Below are 21,452 nucleotides of genomic sequence, written 5' to 3'. Positions count from 1 at the left end.
ACGAGTCAGGAAGGACCGGGGAACGGCGGCAGTTCGGGAGTGAACAGCCACTCGTCCCAGAGTCCCTTGAGCGGCTTCGACGAATGGGTCGCGGCGAGCGCCATGAAGTCCTCGGTGGTCACCGACCCGTAGCGGTACTTGTCGGTCCACCGTTGCAGCAGTGCGAAGAAGTCCCCGTCACCGATGGTCAGCCGCAAGGCGTGCAGGGTGAGTGCGCCGCGTTTGTAGATCCAGTCGTCGAACATCTTGCGCGGACCGGGATCGGCGAGTGGCACACGCACCGGCGACGATTCGAGTTTCTGGTAGTAGTGGCGCGCCCACTCGTCGGCGCTTCGGCCGCCGGAGTGTTGGCTCCACAGCCACTCCGCGTAACAGGCGAAACCCTCGTGGAGCCAGATGTCTCGCCATCGGGCCGCGGTCACCGAGTTGCCGAACCACTGATGTGCCAGTTCGTGAGCGATCAGCCGCTCCGCGTGCCGGCTGCCGTCACAGTGGTTGGCGCCGAAGGTGGAGAAACTCTGTGCCTCGATGGGGATCTCGAGGTCGTCGTCGGTCACCACGACGGTGTACCGGGGGAATGGGTACGGTCCGAACATCTCGACGAACGCCGAGACCATCTCGGTCTGTCGGCCGAAGTCGACGCCGAAGTTCTCCTCGAGCCGCGCGGGAACGAGACCCGCGACCGGAATCGGCTTGGACGCCAACGAAATCTGTTTGTACTGACCGATCTGGATCGACGCCAGGTAGGTGGGCATCGGCTCCACCTGCTCGTAGACCCAGGTGGTGTGTGCGGCGCGGACACGCTTGGACTCCAGGACGCCGTTCGCCAGAGCGTGGTAGGGGCTGTCGGTGGTGATCGAGATCCGGTATGGCGCCTTGGCGCTCGGGTGGTCGTCGCACGGGAACCACGACGCCGCCCCATTGGGCTGGTTCGCGCAGAGCGCGCCGTCGGTGAGTTCCTCCCAGCCCACCTCGCCCCAAGGACCGCGGATCGGGTGGGGACTGCCGTGGTAGCGGACCGTGACGGTCATGGCACCACCCGGGGGAAGGGGACTGTCCGGGGTGATGGTCAGCTTGTGGCGGCGGTGGGAATAGCGGGCGCGCTTGTCGTTGACCGACACCCGCTGCACCGAGAGCGAGCCGGCCAGATCGAGGGTGAATCTCTTGAGCTCGGCGTACGACGTCGCGGTCAGGACCGCGGTGCCCTCGAGCCGATTGCTCGCCACCTTGTACTCGAGTTCCAGGTCGTATCGGGAGATCCGATAACCGAGATTGCCGTTGTCGGGCAGGTACGGGTCGAGGACGTCGGCGGGTGCTCCCAGCACGGGTTGCCCGGAGTTGCCTCGCGAACCCAGCCCAAACTTTCCCGGCACTCTCGACTCCTACTCCGTTCTGCCCCGGCGGGCCGACGTGCGGTGGTGCGCCTCGACGGGTCGCGTCGACGACGCGCTGCGACCGGTCACGAAGCGGTTGCGGTTGGGTGGTGATGTCTCGATTCGGCAGTTCACCCGCGACGGGGCGATGCTGTCCCGGACACTGAGAGAGTACCTGGCGGCGGCACAGCCGGCCCGCCCGATCGATTCGAGGAGTGCGGAATGAGCGGATTCGGTAGTGTGGCGCAGTTTCTCGCGCGCCTGATACTCGGCATCATCTTCATCGCCCACGGCTGGCAGAAGCTGTTCACGCAAGGCATGGACGCCACCAAGACGGCTTTCGGCCCCGGCGGGATGGACGTGCCGTACCCGGAGCTGGCGGCGTACTACGCCACCTGGGTCGAGCTGATCGGCGGCATCCTGCTGATCCTCGGGCTGCTGTTGCCGATCGTCGCGACCCTGCTGATCGCGGACATGATCGGCGCGATCGTGTTCGTGCACTGGGACGCCGGGTTCTGGAACATGGACGGCGGTTACGAGTGGCCGCTCGCACTGATCGCGGGGCTGCTGGCGGTCGGCTACACCTCGGCCGGCCGGATGGGTGCCGACAGCTACATCATGCGACGACGACGCCGCGACGTCGTCTGAGGCGAAGGCTTCGACTCGGCTCCTCGCTGCGCTCGTCGCCGGCTCAGCCGGCAGGAGAACGACGACGCCGCGACGTCGTCTGATGCCTCAGGCGAAGGCCAGGCCGTCGATGGTGGCCGTACTCGTCGACACCGCACCGGTGTCGGCGAGGGCGGCCACCAGGCGTGCGATCGTCTCGCGTTCCTCGTCGGCGTGCCGGAGACCGACGCCGTCGATGAGCCCGGGTGAGAGCAGGGCGAGGGGATCGGTGTCGTGCCGGTGGATCACCGCCGCGCCGAGGAGACGCTGCGCCTGTCCGGGGTCGGAATCCCAGAGCGCGTCGGCGGTGAGCAGATACAGCCGCACGGCCGGTGGATAGTCGTGGAGGTGCACGAGCGCCCAGGCCCAGTGTTTCGCGACATCGACCGTGTCGGACCCGGCCCGGCCGTGTGTGCGCACGTACTTGCCGTGCAACTCGCGACACAGGTGGCTCGCGTCGGACCACAGCATGAGATGCGACATACACCGGACGCAGTCGTGCAGGTTGGACAGGTACATCACCGAATACGGTCCCTCGCGGCGCGACCTGATCTCGCGGAGCACGGAGAACTCGGCCAGCGCGTGGTCGTATTCACCGGCCGAGAGCAGCGCCTGGGCCTCGGCCTGCATTTCCTCGATCACCCTCGACATTGTCGCCGATCCCGCACCCCGGCATCGGCGATTCGGCCGAAAGGGGTCGACCCCGGCCCGGTGACGACCCACCGCGTCTCACCGCCCGGGGTCGTCCTGGCACGACTTCCGGCGGACTGGCATCGTGGCAAGGATGAAGGACGACATCGGTAGTACCCCGGAGGGCTCGGACGGCGAGTACAGCCTGGACGAGGACGATCAGCTCCAGCCGGAGGACACTCTGGTCGACCGCGGCGTCGACGACGTCCTCGACGAGGGGTACTCGCCTCCCGACCGTGTGCCCAAGGGTGCCGTCCACGGGCTGACGTCCCGCGAGCAGGCCGAGGGCGAGACGCTCGACGAGCGGCTGGCCGAGGAGGAGCCCGACGTCGGGGCGGTCGACCCGCTCGATGAGATCACCGCCGAGGAGCGTTCCCGGACCGATTGGCGCGCACACGATTCCGACCGGGACGACGAGTTCGAGGAGGATGACGAGGTCGGGGACCGGCGTGCCGGTCGACTGATCGCGCCGGATGCCGGGTCGGGAATCGACACCGAGTCCGAGGCGTTCGCCGAGGACGCCGGGATCGACGGCGCCGGCGCCTCTGCCGAAGAGGCTGCCGTGCACTACATCTCCGACACCCCGGACTGATCGGCCGGATCAGGCCTCGTCGGCCCGGTCGGTCGACGGCAACCCTTCCAGCACCTGAGCCAGCGCGTCGACGATCGTCGCGCGGATGGCGTCGGCCGTGAGTCCCAGCCCGGTCATCACGTCGGCCAGTGCCGGGTCGGCGAAGAATCCGAGCAGGAGATGCTCGGTGCCGATGTAGTTGTGCCCGAGGTCGAGGGCTACACCGACGGTGGCCTCCAGAACGGCCTTGGCCGCATCGTCGTAAGGCACCACGCTGGTCGCCTCGTCGTCGGCGATCTCGCGCGTCGCGGGGATCAGCGGGGCGACGGCGGTGCGCCATGCGTCGATGCCGACGCCCAGCTCCTGCAGGACGACGAACACGAGGGACTTCGGTTCGGCGGTCAGGGACTGTGCGATGTGTGCCGGGGTCACGTGCTCGGCCCGGTCGGCGGCAGCGGCCGCGTTCGCGGTCATCAGCACGTTCGCCGCGCGCGGGGTGAAGCGCGAGAACGGGTTGTCCGCCGCTGCCGCCTCGTTCCCGCTCACCGGCGACACGCGATCGACGAAGCGTTTCTGGGCGGCTTGCTTGCTCACGCCCATGCTGGCGCCGATCGCGGTCCACGACGCCCCGGAACGACGGGCCTGGTCGACGAAGTGCCCGATGAGACTGTCTGCGACGTCTCCCAGGTGCTGCGCCGCGACCACGGCGTCGGACAACTGGCCCAGGGGGTCGGGATGGACCTTGCGGATCGCACTGATGAGGTCGTCGAGGCGGAGTGGGATCGGGCTCTGTGTCATGCGTCAACCGTAGGTTGACGAACACGCGTCGTCAACCCCGTGTTGACGACTTGTCCGGGTGATTAGGGCCGCGTTCGTTGACAGAGACGGCGCGCGTCATGACGATGGATGCGGAGATCGGTGAAGTCGTCGTCGGTCACTCCAGTCCTTGCCACGGGAGGTCATATCCAGTGAGCATCACCGAACCGTCGGTTCGTCCCCAGTCCGCAGCCGCCCAGTCCGCGGCCACCCCGTCCGCGACGTCCCGGTCCGGAGAAGTCGCCGAGGTCCCGTCGCCCAGCGGCGTCGTCACCGACGTCGCGCGACGCTTCCTCGATGTCCGGACCCTGACAGACACGCTGGCCGAACGGCTTTCGCCGGAGGACCAGACGCCCCAGTCGATGACCGAGGCCAGCCCGGCGAAATGGCATCGCGCACACGTCACCTGGTTCTTCGAGGAGTTCATCCTGCGGCAGGACCCCGCCTACACCGTGTACGACGAGACCTTCCGGTACCTGTTCAACAGTTACTACGAGGCAGTGGGAGAACGGCATCCACGACCGGATCGCGGCCTGGTCACCCGGCCGGGTGTCCGCGACGTGACCCGCTATCGCGAGCACGTCGACGCCGCGATGGTGGACCGCCTCGAACGCGGCACTCTCGACGACGCCGCTCTCGAACTGGTCGAACTGGGCTGCAATCACGAGCAGCAGCACCAGGAACTGCTGCTCATGGACATCAAGCACCTGTTCTCCACGCATGCGTTCGGCCCGGTATACGTCGACCGCGAACCCGACGAACCGGGCATCGCAAAGCCGTTGGGCTGGCGGCAGTTCGACGGCGGCGTCGTCGAGGTCGGCGCGCTGGGCAGCGGGTTCTCCTATGACAACGAGGGGCCCCGGCACCGGGTTTACCTCGAGGACTTCGAGATCGCCGACCGGGTGGTGACCAACGCCGACTGGCTGGAGTTCATGGCCGACGACGGCTACCGCCGCGCCGAGTTCTGGCTGTCCGACGGGTGGGCGACGATCCGTGAGACCGGTTGGGAGGCGCCCGGATACTGGCGCGACGAGACCGGTGCCCGGTCGGTGGACCCCGCGGACTGGACGACGTACACCCTGTCGGGTCGCCGGCGCATCGTGCCGGACGAGCCCGTCCTGCATGTCTCCTTCTACGAGGCCGATGCCTTTGCGCGCTGGGCCGGTGCCCGTCTGCCCACCGAATTCGAGTGGGAGATCGCCGCGGGCTCACTGGGTGCCGAACGCGGTGCACTGCTCGATCCCCGCCGATGTCATCCCGGACGCGCCGGATCGGCGATGATCGGTGATGTGTGGGAATGGACGGCGAGCGCGTACCTGCCCTATCCCGGCTTCGTTCCCGCCAACGGTGCGGTGGGCGAGTACAACGGGAAGTTCATGTCCGATCAGCACGTGCTCCGCGGGGCGAGCGCGGTGACCCCCGCTGGACACGAACGGCTGACGTATCGCAACTTCTTCCCGGCGGAGTCGCGCTGGGTCTTCTCGGGACTACGGCTGGCCCGATGAGCCTCGACAGCGACACCCCGGTGGAGACCGCCACCGAGGGCCTTGCCGCAGACGCACTCTCGGGGCTGTGGCAGCAGCCGCCGGTCCTGCCGACCAAATGGCTCTACGACGAACGCGGCAGCAAGCTGTTCGACGAGATCACGCGGTTGCCCGAGTACTACCCGACGCGCCGCGAAACCGCGATCCTGCGGGCACGGTCGGCCGAGATCGCCTCGACCACCCGAGCCGAGGTGATCGTCGAACTCGGGTCGGGCACGTCGACCAAGACGCGTCTGCTGCTCGACGCGTTCGTGGACGCGGCGGCCGACGGCGAGCGTCCGACGTACGTGCCCGTCGACGTCAGCACCGAGATGCTCACGGCGACAGCCGATGTCCTCGCGGTCGATTACCCCGGGATCGACGTGGTGCCCGTGGTCGCCGATTTCACCGAACCCGACCTGGATCTGCCGCCCGCCGACGGGCCCCGCCTGGCGGTGTTCCTCGGCGGCACCATCGGCAACTTCGATCCAGCCGCGCGGGCGGAGTTCTATCGCGCCATGGTCGGCTCGCTCTCGCCGGGCGACTACTTTCTCCTGGGCACCGATCTCGTCAAGGACACCGGCCGACTCGTCGCCGCCTACGACGACAGCGCCGGTGTCACCGCGGATTTCAACCGGAACATGATCGAGGTACTTCGCGCCGGCCTCGACGCGCGCGGACTGTACACCGACGATTTCGAGCACATCGCCCGCTGGAATCCGGGCGAGCACCGTATCGAGATGTGGTTACGCGCCCGACGCGACGTCGACGCGTACTTCGGCGTACTGGGCCGGTCGTGGCGGGTGCCCGCGGGAACCGAGATCCACACCGAGATCAGCACCAAGTTCGAACCCGAGGCGCTCGCATCCGAACTCGAGTCGGCCGGACTGACTGTCGTGTCCGCGTGGACCGATCCCGCAGGCGACTTCCAACTCACCCTGACCCGACGCTGAGCAGCAGTTCGCGCACGCGCGGGATGACCTGGGTGCCGTAGAGCTCGATGCTGCGCATGAGTTCGGCGTGGCCGAGCGTGCCGTGGGAGTACTTCAAGTCGAACCGGCTGAGGCCGAGTGCCCGCACGGTGGAGGCGATCTTGGCCGCCACCGTCTCGGGGGACCCGACGTAGAGCGAGCCACCCGGTCCGGTCGACCGCTCGAACTCGATGCGAGTCGGCGGGGGCCATCCGCGTTCGCGGCCGATCCGCCCGACGTACTCGCGGTAGTGCGGCCACAACTCCTCGCGTGCCTGGGCGTCGGTGTCGGCGACATGGCCCGGCGAGTGCACGCCGACGGGCAGGGGAGACTTGTCCATCTCCCGCAGGGCGCGGTGGTAGAGATCGACGTATGGCTGGAACCGCAGCGGGTCGCCGCCGATGATCGCCAGCATGAGCGGTAGGCCGTACGACGCGGCGCGGACCACCGACTCGGGGCTGCCGCCGACCGCGATCCAGGTCGGCAGGGGCGGGTTCTCGAGTTCGGGGTAGACGGTCTGGGCCTGCAGGGGGCCGCGCGTGGAACCCGACCAGGACACCGGCCGGCCGGTGCGGAGTTCGGCGAACAGGGCGAGCTTGTCGCTGAACAACTCCTCGTAGTCGGCGAGGTCGTATCCGAACAGTGGGAAGGACTCGGTGAACGACCCACGGCCGAGTATCACCTCCGCTCGTCCGGAGGACAGCGCGTCGACGGTCGAGAATCGCTGGAACACCCGGATCGGATCGTCGGAACTGAGCACGGTGACCGCCGAACCGAGCCGCATCCGTGTGGTGCGTGCCGCGATGGCGCCCAGCACGACCTCGGGAGCCGACACCGCGTAGTCGTCGCGATGATGCTCACCGACACCGAGGAAGTCAACGCCCACCTCGTCGGCGAGAACACCCTGCTCGAGAAGGTCCCGCAGTGTCCGGGCGCCCGAGCGGAGCGCGCCGTCGGGTTCGGCGGTGATGTCGCCGAACGTGTCGAGCCCGAGCTCGACGTCGGTGACTGCAGCGTGAGATTCCATGTCGCCCTTCGTGAGTATGTGGTTCTGCGGGTGAGACCGGGGATTCGGCGCCCGCGAGGGTCCGTTCACACCATTTCACGGACATCTTTCATGTTCGTCGAGGTGGCGGGCATCACGCTGTGCGATGCTCTTATCGGCAACCTGCTCAGCGGAAACAAGATTCTTCTAGACAAGGGAGACACCCCGATGTGGGATTCATTCTGGGACTTCATCTGGTACACGATCGTCATCTTCGCGTTCGTCGCGTACCTGATCGTCCTGTGGCACATCATCAGCGACCTGTTCCGGGACAAGGCGGCGTCGGGTTGGCAGAAGGCGGCATGGGTGGTCTTGTTGATCATCTTCCCGTACATCACCGCGATCGTGTACCTGCTGGCCAAGGGCAAGGGAATGGCCGAGCGTCAGCGTGAGGCCTACAGCGAGGCGAAGCAGGCCTCCGACGAGTACATCAGGTCCGTTGCCGGCGCCACGCCGACCCAGCAGATCGCCGACGCGAAGAACCTGCTCGACTCCGGTGCGATCACACCCCAGGAGTTCGAGCACTTGAAGAGCAAGGCTCTCGGCACAGCGGTCTGAGTCCTTCCGAGATGACGTGACGGGCGGCGGCGTTGCAGACGCCGTCGCCCGTTCTCTTCCCTTTTCGGTGTTCGCTTTCCGGGCGGCGTCGGCCACCGATGTCGCAGCGTCGTCGAGGTTCACCGGACATCTGCCGATCCGTCGATCGAGGAGCGCCCATGGGTTCGGTCATCAGAGAACTGTTGCCGCGGGCGGTGGTGAACCGACGATGCTGGACCTGATCCCGGAGAATCAGCGACGCACCGTCGACGAACTCGACGACCGGCTCGATCTGTCCAGCGGAGACGTACGGGCCAAACAGTCTGCCTTCTGGCTCATGCTGTTCCTGTCGAGTGTCATCGCGGCCGCCGGAGTCGCCTCGGACTCGACCGCGACGGTGATCGGCGCGATGATCGTCGCTCCGCTGGCCACCCCGATCCTGGGCGTCGGCCTCGGACTGGTCACGGGTCGTGGGCGGCTCGCGCTGACAAGCCTTCTGTATGTGGGCGCGGGGATGGTGATGGTGATCGTCATCGGCATCGCTGTCGCTCAAATCTTGCCGAATCCATCCACGGTGCTGGCGAACTCGCAGGTGGTCGGGCGGACGTCGCCGACCCTGATGGATCTTCTCGCTGCTCTGGCCACCGGCTTGGTCGGTTCGATCGCGGTGACCCGCCGTGATCTGGGCGATGTGCTACCCGGTGTGGCCATCGCGATCTCACTCGTGCCGCCGCTGGCGGTCACCGGGGTGTGCTTCGGCTCGGGTGCCCCGTCACTCGCGATCGGCGCGTTCATCCTGTTCGCCTCCAACATGATCGCGATGATCATCACCTGCACGGTCGTGCTGGTGTTCGCCAGGTATCACGACGTGGCGGACGTGGGGCGTCGTCGACGACGGCGAGCGTATGTGGTGCTCTCGGCCGCGTTCGTCCTCGTCACCGTGCCGATGGTCCTCAACTCCCTGTCGGCGGTGTGGGTCCGGCAGGTCCACGACGCCACGGAGCAGTGGCTCGCGGACACCCCGGGCGCCGAGGTGTCCGGGGTGACTTGGCACGGAGGCACGGCGACCATCTCCGTACTCGGTCCCGAGAAGCTGCCGCCTCTTACCGATCTCGAAGAATCCGTGCACGATCTGCTGCCCTGGGAGTCCGACATCGTGGTCATCCACGACGTCGGTGAGCGACTGGACGGCTAGGACGGCCTCTGATCCTCCGACCGGACGCCCAGTCGCCACAACGGATTGACCGGGCCGTGGCCGGCGCCCAGCGGATAGGCGGCCGCCAGGCAGCGGGTCACCCAACTCTTGGCGAAGGCGACCGACTCGGGGACCGGAAGACCGTGTGCGAGTGCGCACGCGATCGCCGCGGCCAGGGTGTCGCCGGCGCCGTGGTCGTGTGGGGTGTCGATGCGCTCATGGCTGAGCTCGATGAACTCCCCGCCGTCGTAGAGCAGATCCGGCGACTGATCCGACGCGCGCAGGTGCCCGCCCTTCACCAGCGCCCAGCGCGGCCCGAGATCGAGCAGCGCCCGGGCCGCATCGCGCTGGGAAGCCGCGTCGGTGACCTCGATCCCGGTGATCAACCGGACCTCGTCCAGATTCGGTGTCACCACGGTGGCGAGAGGGAACAGGTTGTGACGCAACGTGTCGAGTGCCGAGTCGGCGAGCAACTGGTTGCCGTGCATGGATGCGCACACCGGGTCGACCACCAGCGGGACGGATGAGTCCCGACCGATGCCGCTCCGGCCGCACTGCTCGACGATGGCCTCGATGATCGGCGCCGACGCGAGCATCCCGGTCTTCGCCGCGGCGACTCCGATGTCACCGACCACGGAGTCGATCTGCGCCGCCACGGTCTGTGGGGTGATCTCCTCGAATCCGGTGACGCCCAGCGAGTTCTGAACCGTCACCGCGGTCACCGCGACGCACCCGTGCACCCCGAGCAGGGCGAAGGTGCGCATGTCGGCCTGAATCCCCGCACCCCCACCCGAATCCGAACCGGCGATGGTCAGGACCCGAGTCGGAACAGACCCGGGCGGGCCGATCGGGAGCCCGACGAAGGCCTGCTCGTCGACTGTGCGCTGATTTCCGTCGACCGTGCGTTGATTCTCGTCGACTGTGCGTCGTCCTGCGTTGACTGTGCCCATCAGGCACCCCCTGCGGTCTCGAGCGGTAGATACACGCGGCTCCCGGCGTCGGCGAACTCCGCCGACTTCGCCGCCATGCCCTCCGCGATCGTTCGGTCGATGTCCTCGGTGGTCACGAGACCGTGCTCCTCGGCGTAGGCGCGGACATCCGCCGAGATCCGCATCGAGCAGAACTTGGGGCCGCACATGGAACAGAAGTGGGCCGTCTTGGCCGGCTCGGCGGGCAGTGTCTCGTCGTGGAAGGCGCGGGCGGTGTCGGGATCGAGGGCGAGGTTGAACTGGTCGTTCCAGCGGAATTCGAAGCGCGCCTTGCTGAGTGCGTCGTCGCGTTCCTGCGCCCGCGGGTGCCCCTTGGCGAGGTCGGCGGAGTGCGCGGCGATCTTGTATGTGATCACGCCGACCTTGACGTCGTCGCGGTCCGGGAGGCCGAGATGCTCTTTCGGTGTCACGTAGCAGAGCATCGCGGTGCCGGCCTGGGCGATCATCGCCGCACCGATCGCCGAGGTGATGTGGTCGTATGCGGGTGCGATGTCGGTGGCGAGGGGCCCCAGAGTGTAGAACGGCGCCTCCTCGCACAGCTCTTCCTCGAGGCGTACGTTCTCCGCGATCTTGTGCATGGGGACGTGCCCTGGTCCCTCGATCATGACCTGCACGCCATGGGATTTGGCGATCGTGGTCAGCTCGCCGAGGGTGCGGAGCTCGGCGAACTGCGCCTCGTCGTTGGCGTCGGCGATCGATCCCGGGCGTAGGCCGTCGCCGAGCGAGAACGTGATGTCGTAGCGGCGGAAGATCTCGCACAGCTCGTCGAAGTGGGTGTACAGAAACGACTCCCGGTGATGCGCCAGGCACCAGGCGGCCATGATCGAACCACCGCGGGAGACGATTCCGGTCACCCGCTCAGCGGTGAGCGGGACGTGGCGCAGCAGGACTCCGGCATGGACCGTCATGTAGTCGACGCCCTGCTCGGCCTGCTCGATCACGGTGTCGCGGTACAGCTCCCACGTGAGCGAGGCGGGATCGCCGTTGACCTTCTCGAGCGCCTGATAGATGGGTACCGTCCCGACGGGGACGGGCGAGTTGCGAATGATCCACTCGCGGGTGGTGTGGATGTCGGCGCCGGTCGAGAGGTCCATGATCGTGTCGGCGCCCCAGCGGGTCGCCCACACCATCTTCTCGACCTCGTCGGAAATCGAGCTGCGGACCGCCGAATTGCCGATGTTCGCATTGACTTTCACCGCGAAGCGCTTCCCGATGATCATCGGCTCGGACTCGGGATGACGATGGTTCGCCGGGATCACCGCACGTCCGATCGCCACCTCGGACCGGACCAGTTCGGCGTCGACGCCCTCCCGGGCGGCGATGAACCGCATCTCGTCGGTGACGATCCCGGCGCGCGCCCAGGCCAGCTGGGTGCTCGCGCCGTCGATCGGCTCGGGCCGGTGCCAGCTGTCGCGGGTGGGTGCGAGGCCCTGCTCGACGTCGATGCGCGCCGACCGGTCGGTGTACGGGCCCGAGGTGTCGTAGACGTCCAGATGCTCGCCGTTGGTGAGGTGGATGCGACGCTGCGGTACACGCAGGTCGTCGACCGAGAGATAGTGCTTGGTGCTGCCCTCGATGGGACCGAGGGTCAGGAACCCGGAATCGGCAGGTGCGCTGTCGGTGCGCGTGGCGGATACACGTGTGCCCATGGCGGTTCTCCCTACGCCGGCATTACCCGGACAGGTTCGAGCGGTCGGCGACCGCCCGTCGCCATCTCAGCCCTCGGTCATCGTGAGAGCCCCCGCGGTGTGTAGTTGTCGTGCGCCCGTCACCATACCTCGACTCGTCCGGAGCCAGGCCCGGGGCGGGAGTGAACCGTCTCGATCTGCGACGGCAGCGCCATCGGGGTCGGCAGTTACGGTTCCGTAAGGTAGCGTGTGACCCTGATCACAGACGGTGCCGGTGTCGAGCCGCGGCAGTCGCCCGTCGGCGATCAGATGTCCGCGATCAAGAGGTGAGGAGGGTCGGGTGCTACGTAAGCATCGTCAGCGACCACCACAGTCGGCGAAGTCGATCCTGCAACAGATCTCGCAGGTGGTGCACAACCCGGACCGCGACCGATTCGAACTCTGGGTCGCCGGTGACCTGGTCGGTGTGCTCGGCTATTCGACCGAGACGGTCGACGGTCAGACCACGATCACCGTGCTGCACACCGTGCTCTACGACGAGTACAGCGGACACGGCCTCGCCACCCGGCTCACCCGCACCGTCGTGCACCATGCCCGCGAGCAGGGCGCCCGCCTGCGGCCGGTGTGCACGTTCACCAAGCGCTACCTCGACAGCCATCCCGGGATAGTGACGCTCGCCCCGGTGTGATCGAGCGTCGGAGGGCACGTCGACGCCCTTCGTGGCTCGTCGCTATCGCTCCTCGCACCTCAGGGAGCAGGAGTCGTTCGTCGCTATCGCTCCTCGCACCTCAGGGAGCGGGCGGGCCGGCGAGCAGTGTCTCGCGAAGTACCTTTTTGTCGATCTTGCCGACCGCGGTGACCGGGAGTGTGGTCACGACGCGGATCACGTCCGGCAGCTTGAACGATGCGAGTCCGCGCCCGGTGAGGAACGTCCGGATCGTGGCGAGTTCGAGCGGCTGGGCCGGCGGGTGCTCGTGTGAGAGCACCACGGCGGCGCAGATCTTCTCGCCGAGCGCGTCGTCGGGAAGTCCGACCACGGCGACCTGCCGGACCGAGTCGTGCGCGAGGAGGTTCTCCTCGACGTCGTCCGCGGCGACGTTCTCGCCGGCGCGCACGATGGTGTCCTTGATGCGCCCGGTCACGGAGACGTGGCCCGACGGCAGTCTCGTGACCTTGTCGCCGGAACGATAGAACCCGTCCGGCGTGAACGACTTCTCGTTGTGCGCCGCGGCGCGGTAGTACCCGCGGATCGTGTACGGCCCCCGCACGAGCAGTTCCCCTTCGACGCCGTCGGGGACGTCGGCGCCGTCTTCGTCGACCACCCGCACCTCGTCGAGTTCCGACATCGGGGAACCCTGCACCTGATGGACCAGGTCGCGCGGTTCGCCGGGACGGGTGTAGCAGATCAGCCCTTCGGCCATGCCGAACACCTGCTGGACGACGTCGCCGAGGGCCTCGTCGAGGGCGACCGCATCGGGCTGGGCCAGTTTGGCGCCACCCACCTGCAGCAGGCGTAGCGAACTGACGTCCGCCGGCTCCCACTCGGTTGCCGCGCACCAGAGTTGCGCCAGGGCGGGAACGAGTGCCGTCACGGTGACTCGGTGCCGTTCGATGAGGTCGAACGTGTTGTCCGGACTGGGGTTGTCGGCGAAGACGACATGGCCCCCGACGCCGAACACGCCGAGGATCCCGGGGCAGCACAAGGGGAAGTTGTGTGCGGCGGGCAGCGCGACGAGGTAGGTGTCGTCGGCGGTGAGACCGGCGACGTCCGCCGACAGGCGCGCGTTGAGGTCGTAATCGTCGTGCGTGCGCGCGATGAGCTTCGGCAGGCCGGTGGTACCCCCCGACACCAGGAACAGCGCCGGCAATCCGGGGTCCGGGTCGGCCGGCAGCCCGACGGTGGCGGGGTCGGCGTCGGGAAGCGCCGCGAAGCGGCCCGGATCGCCCGAGATGAAGACCTGTGCGACCTCGGGTACCCGCGACTGCAGATCGGCCGCGAGGTCGCGGAAGTCGAATCCACGACGACCGTCCTCGCCGATGTAGGCGACCGCTCCCGCGCCCGCCGCGAGGTGCGCGATCTCGGTGATCCGATGCGCGGGCAGTGTCATCACCGGCACGACGCCTGCGCGCAGCAGGCCGAACAGCGTCACGGCGAAGTCGAGGGAGTTGTTGAGCTGCAGGACGACCCGTTGGGCCGGCTGCAGACCGGCGTCGACGAAACCCGCGGCGCGGCGGAGGGTGGCGGCGCGGAACTCGGCGTAGGTGAGCGTGCGCGGACCGTCGGTGGAGGCATCGGTCACCGCGGGAACATCGGGGGAGCGCTCGGCGGCGAGATCGAGGGCCGCGAACAGCGGGCGGTCGAGGAAGACACCCGCATCCCGGTACTTCTGTGCCTGGGCGTCGGCGTAGGGGGTGAAACCGTCGAGCAGATCGGGCACGTGGTCGAGGTGCGTCGGCATGAGTTCATTCAAACACAGCCAGGATAGGGTAACCTTACCGGTCGATACGGGACGGCGAACCGGCTCTCGACCCGCGGGGGGTTGTTTGATTAGGCTGCCCTAAGATTCCCTATGATCATCGGTGCTCGAGTGCATCACGACCGGAGGAACGAAGGACATGTCGCTGACAACCGAATCGCACGCCGCGCAGTTCGTCGACCTGCTCGCGCCTGCCTCGCCGCTGAGCGAGTCCGATGCCGCACGGATCACGGCGGCCTGGGCGGGCTCCGGGGAGTTCGGCGACCATGTCGTCTACGAGCGTGACCGGCGCTGGACGTTCGCGGCCGGTGTCCGTGCTCGGGTGGTAGTCACGCGGAGCGAGGTCGTCGTCGACGACCGGGGTGATCGGACGACGACGTCCTGGCACGGCGACCCGGCCGACGCGCTCGCCGCCGCCACCGCGTCGCTGTCGATTCCGGACTGGCGCGTCTACGGCTGGGTCGGTTTCGACTTCTGCGCGCCCTACCACGGCATCCTCGACCGTGTCCCCGAGGACACCGTCCTCGCGCACCTCATCGTCCCCGAGTTCGAGGCGACCGTCGATGCCGGCGGAGTCGACACCGGGTCCGTCGAAGCCGACCGCGCTCAGCGTCTTCTCGAGATCGCCTCGCAGGCAACCGTTTCGGCGCAGTCGCGACCGGTCGACGTCCAGTCCGACCCCGACGACTACCGCGGCCGGGTGGCGACCGCTGTCGCCGAGATCGAAGCCGGCCGGTACCAGAAGGTGATCCTCTCGCGCGCGGTCGACATCCCGTTCGACGTGGACATCCCCGCGACCTACGCCCGCGGCCGTGCCGACAACAACCCCGCCCGCAGCTACCTGCTCTCGCTCGGCGACCTGCAGGCCGCCGGGTTCAGCCCCGAACTCGTCGTCGCGGTGCACGACGACCGGACCGTGGTCACCGAACCACTGGCCGGCACAAGGGCTTTCGGAATCTCGCCCGAGCAGGACGCCGCGGCCCGCGCCGACCTGCTGTCCGATGCCAAGGAGATCGCCGAGCATGCCATGTCGGTGCGGGCCTGCTTCGACGAGATCTCCTCGATCGCCGTTGCCGGCACGACGGTGGTGAGCGAGTTCATGGAAGTCCGCGAACGCGGCAGCGTCCAGCACCTGGCCTCGACCGTGCGCGGAACCCTCCTCGACCACGAAACACCCTGGCGCGCACTCGAGGTCGTGTTCCCGTCGATCACCGCTTCGGGAATTCCCAAGACCCCGGCCGTGGAGGCGATCGACCGTCTGGAGCCCCGTCGTCGTGGTCTGTACTCCGGCGCGATCCTCACCGCGGCGTCGACCGGCGAGCTCGAGGCGACCCTCGCGCTGCGCACCATCTTCGCCTCCGGAGACGGTGCGTGGCTGCGTGCAGGTGCCGGGATCGTCGCGCAGTCCACGCCGGAGCGCGAGTTCACCGAGACCTGCGAGAAGCTCGGCAGCGTCGCCCCGTACGTGGTCCCGCGCTGATCACCCGATACTTTCGACCGAACACCCCCATCTCAGGAGTCACCACATGTCCGACCACATCACCGAAGCCCTGCGCGGCATCCTCGAAGAAGACCTCGACCTCGCGCTCGGCGACGTCAGCCGCGACTCCAAGCTGATCGACGACCTGGGGCTGGACTCGGTGGCGTTCGCCATCGGCGTGGTGGCGATCGAGGAACGTCTCGGGGTGAAGCTCTCGGAGCGGGAGCTCTTCGAGTCCAAGACCGTCGGCGATCTCGAGGACCTCATCCGGTCGAAGGCCGGCACCCCGGCCTGAGAGGACGCAGAGCCGACATGAGTGTGGACACGCCAGTGCAGACGTACGCCGAACTGCTCGACGCCGCGTTCGACGACCGGGTGACGTCGTGGACGGCGCAGGCCGAACGGGATCACCGGTTTCCCCGGCCCCTTCTCGAGCATCTCGGTGCCGAAGGTGTCTTCGTCCGGAAGTGGGAGGACCGCAAGTTCACCGACCTGCACGACCACTTCGCGCTCGGTGCCCACCTCGGTGCTCTCGGTTCCGCGGCGATCGGGGTGGGGGTCAGCCTGCACGACTCCGCCATCGCCATCCTCCGCCGCTTCGGCCGCAACGACTACCTCAGAGACCTGGCCCAGCGTGCGCTGACCGCCGAGACCGTGCTGTGTATCGGCGCCTCCGAGGAGCAGGGCGGTTCGGATCTGCAGAACTCCGAGACCCGGATCCATCCGGAGAACGGCGGCTTCCGCGTCGTCGGACACAAGAAGTTCGTGTCGCTCTCACCGATCGCGGACCACGTCTTCGTGGTCTGCCGTGGCGCCGACGACGGTCCTGATGTCGGCGGCAACGTGGCCCTGGCCGCGGTGCCCATCGAGTCGGTGACGGTCGGCGAGCCGTACCAGAAGCTCGGCGCCGGACCCCTCGACACCGCTCCGGTCACGATCGACGCCTGGATTCCGGAAGAGGCGCTGATCGCCCGACCGGGAACCGGCCTGGCGATCATCAGCTGGGGACTGGCGCACGAGCGGTACTCGGTGGCCGCCCAGATCGCCGCCGCGTGCGAGGTGATGATCGGCGTGACGCTCGCGCGGATGATGGATCGCACCCAGTTCGGCAAGAAACTCTACGACCACCAGGCGCTGCGCCTGCGCGTCGCCGATCTGCAGGCCAGGGTCGACGTCCTGCGGTACTCGCTCGCCGGTGTCGCGGCCGAGGGCAAGATCAACCTGCGCACCGCCGCGGCGCTGAAGGCGACGGCCGCCAATCTCGGTGAGGAGGTCGCGTCGGAGTGCCTGCACATCTTCGGCGGGATCGGCTACCTCGAGACCGAGACCCCGATCGGTCGGTGGTGGCGGGACATGAAACTGGCCCGCGTCGGCGGCGGCACCGACGAGGTGCTGTGGGAACTCGTCGCCGCGGCGATGAAACCCGACACCGAGCGATACCAGGCCATGTTCGTCGACTCGGAACTCCTCGGCGCCCGCTCGCCCGCGTCCTGAAGCACTTCGAGACATCCCTCCCACCCAGGCGGTCCCCACATGAACAGCCCAGCCAGTCAGGCACCGGTCGACGCGCGCGTGACCGAACTCGCGCCTCCCGATCACACCTACCTGCACATGGACAAGGCCAGTGCGCCGATGCACTGGTCGATGATCCTGCAGCTCGAGGGGGACGGCGACCTGCTCGGCCTCGACGAGGTGCGGGCGCGCGTGCGAGAGCGGGCCGGGCTGTTCGAGATCTTCCGGCTGGGAATCCGCAACGGCCGCTGGCGCAAGCCCGAGGTGGTCCTCGCGGACGACAGCTGGGACGCAGGCGAACACGTGACCGAGTTCGGGTTCACCGATCGAGCGCACCTGCGACGACGTGTGACGAAGCTCCTGGAGTCGCCCCTGCCGCGCCCGCGCCCGTTCTGGGACATCACGCTGTTCACCCCGTCGGCCGGTGCCGAGGGCGTCGGACAGTGGGTGCTGCTGCGAGTGCACCACAGCGTCTCCGACGGGATAGCGGGAGCGGCGTTCGCCGCGCTTCTCGCCGACGGTGAGCCCGAGGACCTGGCGGAGTTCGAGCGATTCGCCACCAGCCCTCGTTTCCGGATCAGCGGCATCGACCCCGACGAACTCGCCGAGGCGAAGGCCGCCTACGGCGATCAGCATGCAGCGGGTGGCGGCAAGAAGCGGGCGTGGCCGGCGCTGACCAAGTCGGGCACGCGTGAGTACGCCCTGCACACCGCGTCGACCCGGACCCTGCGCAAGGCGGCCAAGCGCAACAACGCGACGGTCCACGAGTTCCTGCTCGCCGCCATCGGCCGAGCACTCAGCCTCAACCCGCCGGCGGACTCGCAGGCCGACGTCATCCGCGTGACACTGCCCGTGACCCTCGACGACGAGTTCCGGCACACCGGCAACGCGGTGTCCGTCGCGCTGCTGAACCTCCACGGCAACGAGCCCGACCTCGCGCGCCAGATCGAGCGTGCGCGAAGCGAACTCGAGACGATCGCGAAACGCAAGCCGCAGTTGTATCTGGCCGCCGCCGACGATCTGCCGCGCGCTCCGCTGTGGGGTCTGCAGCGCGCGATCGTGAACGCGTCGATGGCACACATGCACCCCGACATCCACATCGGCATCAACCCCGGATTCTCACGGGTCAGGTCGGTGCTGGGGAAGTCGATCGTCACCCTGACGCCGCTGTCGCCGCTGGCGGGCTACTCGTTGTCGGTGACCACATTGATCCTCGGACACACCACCACGTTCGGCATCGTCGCCGACGCGCAGGCGCTACCCGGCTACACCGATCGGTTCGTGGCAGCGCTCGACGACGTGCTTCGGGAGGCCCACCCGTCGACCTGACGGGAGGGCGAGCTTAGGCTTGCCTTGTAATCCGGTGTCCGGGGCCTGCAATATACAGGGTGGCCGTCGGCTCGGCGGGGGCGAAGACATACACGGAGAAAGATCAACATGAGCAACGACGTCAACTACCAGGACCCGTCCGGGGTCGATTACCAGTCGGGGGTCGACTACAGCGAGCCGGCCGCGGAGTCCTCGCGCCGATCGGGCGGGGTCAGCATCCCGACCGTGCTGGCGTCGGCAGGCGTCGCCGCCATCATCTCCGCGATCGTGGTCACGATCGGCGTGGTGGGCATCGTCGTGAGTGAGCGTGGCGACTCCACGAGCGCCGCGCAGCCGACCGTCGTCAACCTCGGTGCCGCGCAGACCGCGCTCCCGCAGCAGGGCATCGCGGGTCAGCAACCGGGTGCCGTTCCCGGCCAGCCCGCGCCCGCCGGGGCGCCGGCCGGAGCGCCGGCGGCGGCCCCGACCGAGAACGTGCCCGAGGGCGGCGGCGCGATCGGCGGACCGATCGGTCCGCCCGGCGAGGGCGCCGCACCCGCACCGGCACCGGGTCAGGCCCCGGCACCGGCGCCGGGCACCACTGTGGCGCCACAGCAGCCCGTCGCCGCCGCGCCGACTGCGCTCACCCCGGGCCAGCTCAACACCAAGGTCCGGATCGTCATGAACGCCAACGGCAGCCGCGCCGCGCGTGCCGCCGAACTCGAAGGCGGCGAGCGTGCGCTTCGCCAGATCGACCTCGTCTCCCGCGCGATCACGACCTACGGCAACGTCGGGCTCAGCTACCAGATGGTCGGACCCGTCCAGGTCAGTGGCACGACCCTGACCGCACCGCTCCAGATCAGCGTGGTCGGCCGCGGTAGCCAGAACCGCTCGATGACCTTCGTGTGGAGCGGCAACAAGTGGAAGCTGTCCAACCGAAGCGTCTGCGCCATCGCGGGATTCGTCCTGCTGCCCTGCTCGCTCTGACAGCACCGTCGAACGACGGTCCGGTCCGACGGACGACACCGACAACCCAATGGGGGGATCTTCACGTGACTTCACGACTTCGCCTGGGTGCACTCGTCGCGAGTGCGCTCCTGTTCGCGGGCCTGCTGGCCGGTTGCTCGAGCTCGGATGACGAATCCGCCGGCGGCACCGTCCAACTCAACCTGCCGGACGGCCGTCAGGTCACGATCCCGGACACCCCGGAGCGGATCGTCACGCTGGGCGACCAGTGGACCGACGTCGTGCTGTCGTTCGGCGAGACCCCGGTCGGCTACTACGACTACTCGAAGTCGGCGACCGGCGAGATGCAGCCCTGGTACGGCGAGAAACTGGCCGACGCCACGTTCATCGACCCCACCAAGGGCGACGACGCGACCACCATCGCCAAGCTCGATCCGGATCTCATCTTCGCGCCGGGCTTCGCGTCGGACAGCCCGGAGTTCCAGCAGATCTCCAAGCTGGCGCCGACGGTGAACGCCATCAGCGACCAGGAGATCGATCCCTGGCAGGACATGGTCACCGTGATGGGCACGGTGCTGCACGATCCGGACAAGGCGAAGTCGATCATCGACGACACCAACGCCAAGATCGCCGCGGTGACCGAGGAGTACCCGGGCCTGAAGGGCAAGACCTACGCCTTCGCCTTCATGTACGGCCCCGATCAGCTGTCCGTCCTCGGTGACGAGAACGACGGCGCCGCAAAACTGTTCACCTCGCTCGGCATGAAGATGGCACCCAAGCTGGTCGCCGAGTACCGGCGGACCGGCCAGCCGCGTTTCGGACTGAGCACCGAGAACATCCCGATGCTCGACGCCGATGTGCTCGTCGTGGCCACCGCCACGCCCGAGCAGGCGGAGACCCTGAAGTCGCTGCCCGGGTACAAGAACCTGAAGGCGGTCAAGGACAACGCCGTCACCTTCATGACCCAGTCGCAGATCACCGGTCTGAACGCACCGACGCCGAACTCGATCCCGTACGTGCTCGACCTGCTCAAGCCGTCCTTCGCCGCGGCGTCCAGCTGATCCGAGCGGTGTCATCCGAACTCGCCCTCCGCGATATGCGGAGGGCGAGTTCGTTTTCTGGGTCACCGGACCCTTCGTGGCTCGTCGCTATCGCTCCTCGCACCTCAGGGAGCGGAGGGGTGTTCGCGGCTATCGCTCCTCGCACCTCAGGGAGCAGAGGGGTGCTCGCGGTTATCGCTCCTCGCACCTCAGGGAGCAGAGGGGTGCTCGCGGCTATCGCTCCTCGCACCTCAGGGAGCGGAGGGGTGTTCGCGGCTATCGCTCCTCGCACCTCAGGGAGCAGAGGGGTGCTCGCGGTTATCGCTCCTCGCACCTCAGGGAGCAGAGGGGTGCTCGCGGCTATCGCTCCTCGCACCTCAGGGAGCGGAGGGGTGTTCGCGGCTATCGCTCCTCGCACCTCAGGGAGCAGAGGGGTGCTCGCGGTTATCGCTCCTCGCACCTCAGGGAGCAGAGGGGTGCTCGCGGCTATCGCTCCTCGCACCTCAGGGAGCGGAGGGGTGTTCGCGGCTATCGCTCCTCGCACCTCAGGGAGCAGAGGGGTGCTCGCGGTTATCGCTCCTCGCACCTCAGGGAGCAGAGGGGTGCTCGCGGCTATCGCTCCTCGCACCTCGGGGAGCGGAGGGGTGTTCGCGGCTATCGCTCCT

The 21,452-nt window shown here is 67.9% G+C and carries 20 protein-coding genes and 1 riboswitch; of the genes, 13 read left to right on the top strand and 7 right to left on the bottom strand.

Annotated elements, in window-relative coordinates; translation table 11 throughout:
- Positions 1-5: 5 nt before the first annotated feature.
- Positions 6-1,373 (bottom strand): M1 family metallopeptidase, encoded by a 1,368-nt coding sequence (locus AMD30_RS21175; RefSeq protein ID WP_055476983.1) that lies wholly within the window; start codon positions 1,371-1,373, stop codon positions 6-8.
- A 222-nt stretch (positions 1,374-1,595) separates the two neighbouring features.
- Between AMD30_RS21175 and AMD30_RS21165 the strand changes: the two genes are divergently transcribed.
- Positions 1,596-2,021 (top strand): DoxX family protein, encoded by a 426-nt coding sequence (locus AMD30_RS21165; RefSeq protein ID WP_010844821.1) that lies wholly within the window; start codon positions 1,596-1,598, stop codon positions 2,019-2,021.
- Positions 2,022-2,108: 87 nt separating this feature from the next.
- Here AMD30_RS21165 and AMD30_RS21160 read toward each other — a convergent pair whose 3' ends face one another.
- On the bottom strand, positions 2,109-2,690 hold the full coding sequence (locus AMD30_RS21160; RefSeq protein WP_197282825.1) for a hypothetical protein: 582 nt from the start codon (positions 2,688-2,690) through the stop codon (positions 2,109-2,111).
- Between the two features lie 133 nt (positions 2,691-2,823).
- On the opposite strand from AMD30_RS21160, the gene AMD30_RS21155 reads away from it, so the two are divergent.
- Complete coding sequence (locus tag AMD30_RS21155) at positions 2,824-3,321, top strand: DUF5709 domain-containing protein (protein ID WP_014925193.1); 498 nt, start codon at positions 2,824-2,826, stop codon at positions 3,319-3,321.
- A gap of 9 nt (positions 3,322-3,330) precedes the next feature.
- Here AMD30_RS21155 and AMD30_RS21150 read toward each other — a convergent pair whose 3' ends face one another.
- Positions 3,331-4,098, bottom strand: coding sequence for a Clp protease N-terminal domain-containing protein (locus AMD30_RS21150; protein WP_055476982.1), 768 nt, complete (start codon positions 4,096-4,098; stop codon positions 3,331-3,333).
- A 170-nt stretch (positions 4,099-4,268) separates the two neighbouring features.
- Between AMD30_RS21150 and egtB the strand changes: the two genes are divergently transcribed.
- A complete protein-coding gene (gene egtB / locus AMD30_RS21145; protein WP_055476981.1) occupies positions 4,269-5,621 on the top strand; it encodes an ergothioneine biosynthesis protein EgtB in 1,353 nt (450 codons plus the stop codon).
- Entirely contained in the window at positions 5,618-6,592 is a 975-nt protein-coding gene (gene egtD, locus AMD30_RS21140; RefSeq protein ID WP_014925196.1) for an L-histidine N(alpha)-methyltransferase, read from the top strand. The genes egtB and egtD overlap by 4 nt, the downstream gene beginning before the upstream one ends.
- Here egtD and AMD30_RS21135 read toward each other — a convergent pair.
- Positions 6,573-7,637 carry an LLM class flavin-dependent oxidoreductase gene (locus tag AMD30_RS21135; RefSeq protein WP_055476993.1) on the bottom strand — a complete coding sequence of 355 codons (1,065 nt, stop codon included), beginning with the start codon at positions 7,635-7,637 and terminating at the stop codon, positions 6,573-6,575. The genes egtD and AMD30_RS21135 overlap by 20 nt on opposite strands.
- Positions 7,638-7,823: 186 nt before the next feature.
- Between AMD30_RS21135 and AMD30_RS21130 the strand changes: the two genes are divergently transcribed.
- Both AMD30_RS21130 and AMD30_RS21125 read left to right on the top strand, forming a co-directional pair.
- Entirely contained in the window at positions 7,824-8,213 is a 390-nt protein-coding gene (locus AMD30_RS21130) for an SHOCT domain-containing protein (RefSeq protein ID WP_014925197.1), read from the top strand.
- Between the two features lie 208 nt (positions 8,214-8,421).
- Complete coding sequence (locus AMD30_RS21125; RefSeq protein ID WP_055476980.1) at positions 8,422-9,387, top strand: TIGR00341 family protein; 966 nt, start codon at positions 8,422-8,424, stop codon at positions 9,385-9,387.
- Here AMD30_RS21125 and thiD read toward each other — a convergent pair.
- Positions 9,384-10,337: a bifunctional hydroxymethylpyrimidine kinase/phosphomethylpyrimidine kinase gene (gene thiD / locus AMD30_RS21120; protein ID WP_231632812.1), complete on the bottom strand. Its 954-nt coding sequence runs from the start codon at positions 10,335-10,337 to the stop codon at positions 9,384-9,386. The two genes, AMD30_RS21125 and thiD, sit on opposite strands and share 4 nt — an antisense overlap.
- Complete coding sequence (gene thiC / locus AMD30_RS21115) at positions 10,337-12,025, bottom strand: phosphomethylpyrimidine synthase ThiC (protein ID WP_010844949.1); 1,689 nt, start codon at positions 12,023-12,025, stop codon at positions 10,337-10,339. Before thiC ends, thiD begins: the two co-directional genes overlap by 1 nt.
- Before the next feature lie 7 nt (positions 12,026-12,032).
- Positions 12,033-12,122: riboswitch (TPP riboswitch) on the bottom strand.
- Between the two features lie 222 nt (positions 12,123-12,344).
- Between thiC and AMD30_RS21110 the strand changes: the two genes are divergently transcribed.
- Positions 12,345-12,692, top strand: coding sequence for a GNAT family N-acetyltransferase (locus AMD30_RS21110; protein WP_014925200.1), 348 nt, complete (start codon positions 12,345-12,347; stop codon positions 12,690-12,692).
- A 100-nt stretch (positions 12,693-12,792) separates the two neighbouring features.
- On the opposite strand, the gene AMD30_RS21105 is transcribed toward AMD30_RS21110, so the two are convergent.
- The gene (locus AMD30_RS21105) at positions 12,793-14,463 is read right to left on the bottom strand and encodes a (2,3-dihydroxybenzoyl)adenylate synthase (RefSeq protein WP_055476991.1); all 1,671 of its coding nucleotides are present in this window, start codon (positions 14,461-14,463) and stop codon (positions 12,793-12,795) included.
- A 157-nt stretch (positions 14,464-14,620) separates the two neighbouring features.
- On the opposite strand from AMD30_RS21105, the gene AMD30_RS21100 reads away from it, so the two are divergent.
- The 6 genes from AMD30_RS21100 (at position 14,621) to AMD30_RS21075 (ending at position 20,808) form a co-directional block, all read left to right on the top strand.
- Positions 14,621-15,961 (top strand): salicylate synthase, encoded by a 1,341-nt coding sequence (locus tag AMD30_RS21100; RefSeq protein ID WP_055476990.1) that lies wholly within the window; start codon positions 14,621-14,623, stop codon positions 15,959-15,961.
- Between the two features lie 46 nt (positions 15,962-16,007).
- A complete protein-coding gene (locus AMD30_RS21095; RefSeq protein ID WP_010844744.1) occupies positions 16,008-16,256 on the top strand; it encodes an acyl carrier protein in 249 nt (82 codons plus the stop codon).
- 17 nt (positions 16,257-16,273) lie between these two features.
- A complete protein-coding gene (locus tag AMD30_RS21090; protein ID WP_055476979.1) occupies positions 16,274-17,455 on the top strand; it encodes an acyl-CoA dehydrogenase family protein in 1,182 nt (393 codons plus the stop codon).
- 39 nt (positions 17,456-17,494) lie between these two features.
- A complete protein-coding gene (locus tag AMD30_RS21085; RefSeq protein ID WP_055476978.1) occupies positions 17,495-18,802 on the top strand; it encodes a wax ester/triacylglycerol synthase domain-containing protein in 1,308 nt (435 codons plus the stop codon).
- Positions 18,803-18,910: 108 nt separating this feature from the next.
- Positions 18,911-19,768: a hypothetical protein gene (locus tag AMD30_RS21080; RefSeq protein ID WP_055476977.1), complete on the top strand. Its 858-nt coding sequence runs from the start codon at positions 18,911-18,913 to the stop codon at positions 19,766-19,768.
- A gap of 65 nt (positions 19,769-19,833) precedes the next feature.
- A complete protein-coding gene (locus tag AMD30_RS21075; protein WP_014925206.1) occupies positions 19,834-20,808 on the top strand; it encodes an ABC transporter substrate-binding protein in 975 nt (324 codons plus the stop codon).
- The last annotated feature ends 644 nt before the right edge of the window (positions 20,809-21,452 follow it).

The sequence above is a fragment of the Gordonia sp. HS-NH1 genome, from assembly GCF_001418765.1.
Lineage (GTDB): Bacteria > Actinomycetota > Actinomycetes > Mycobacteriales > Mycobacteriaceae > Gordonia.
The sequence above is the reverse complement of the archived record's forward strand: the minus strand, read 5'-3'. Positions and strand labels throughout refer to the sequence as shown.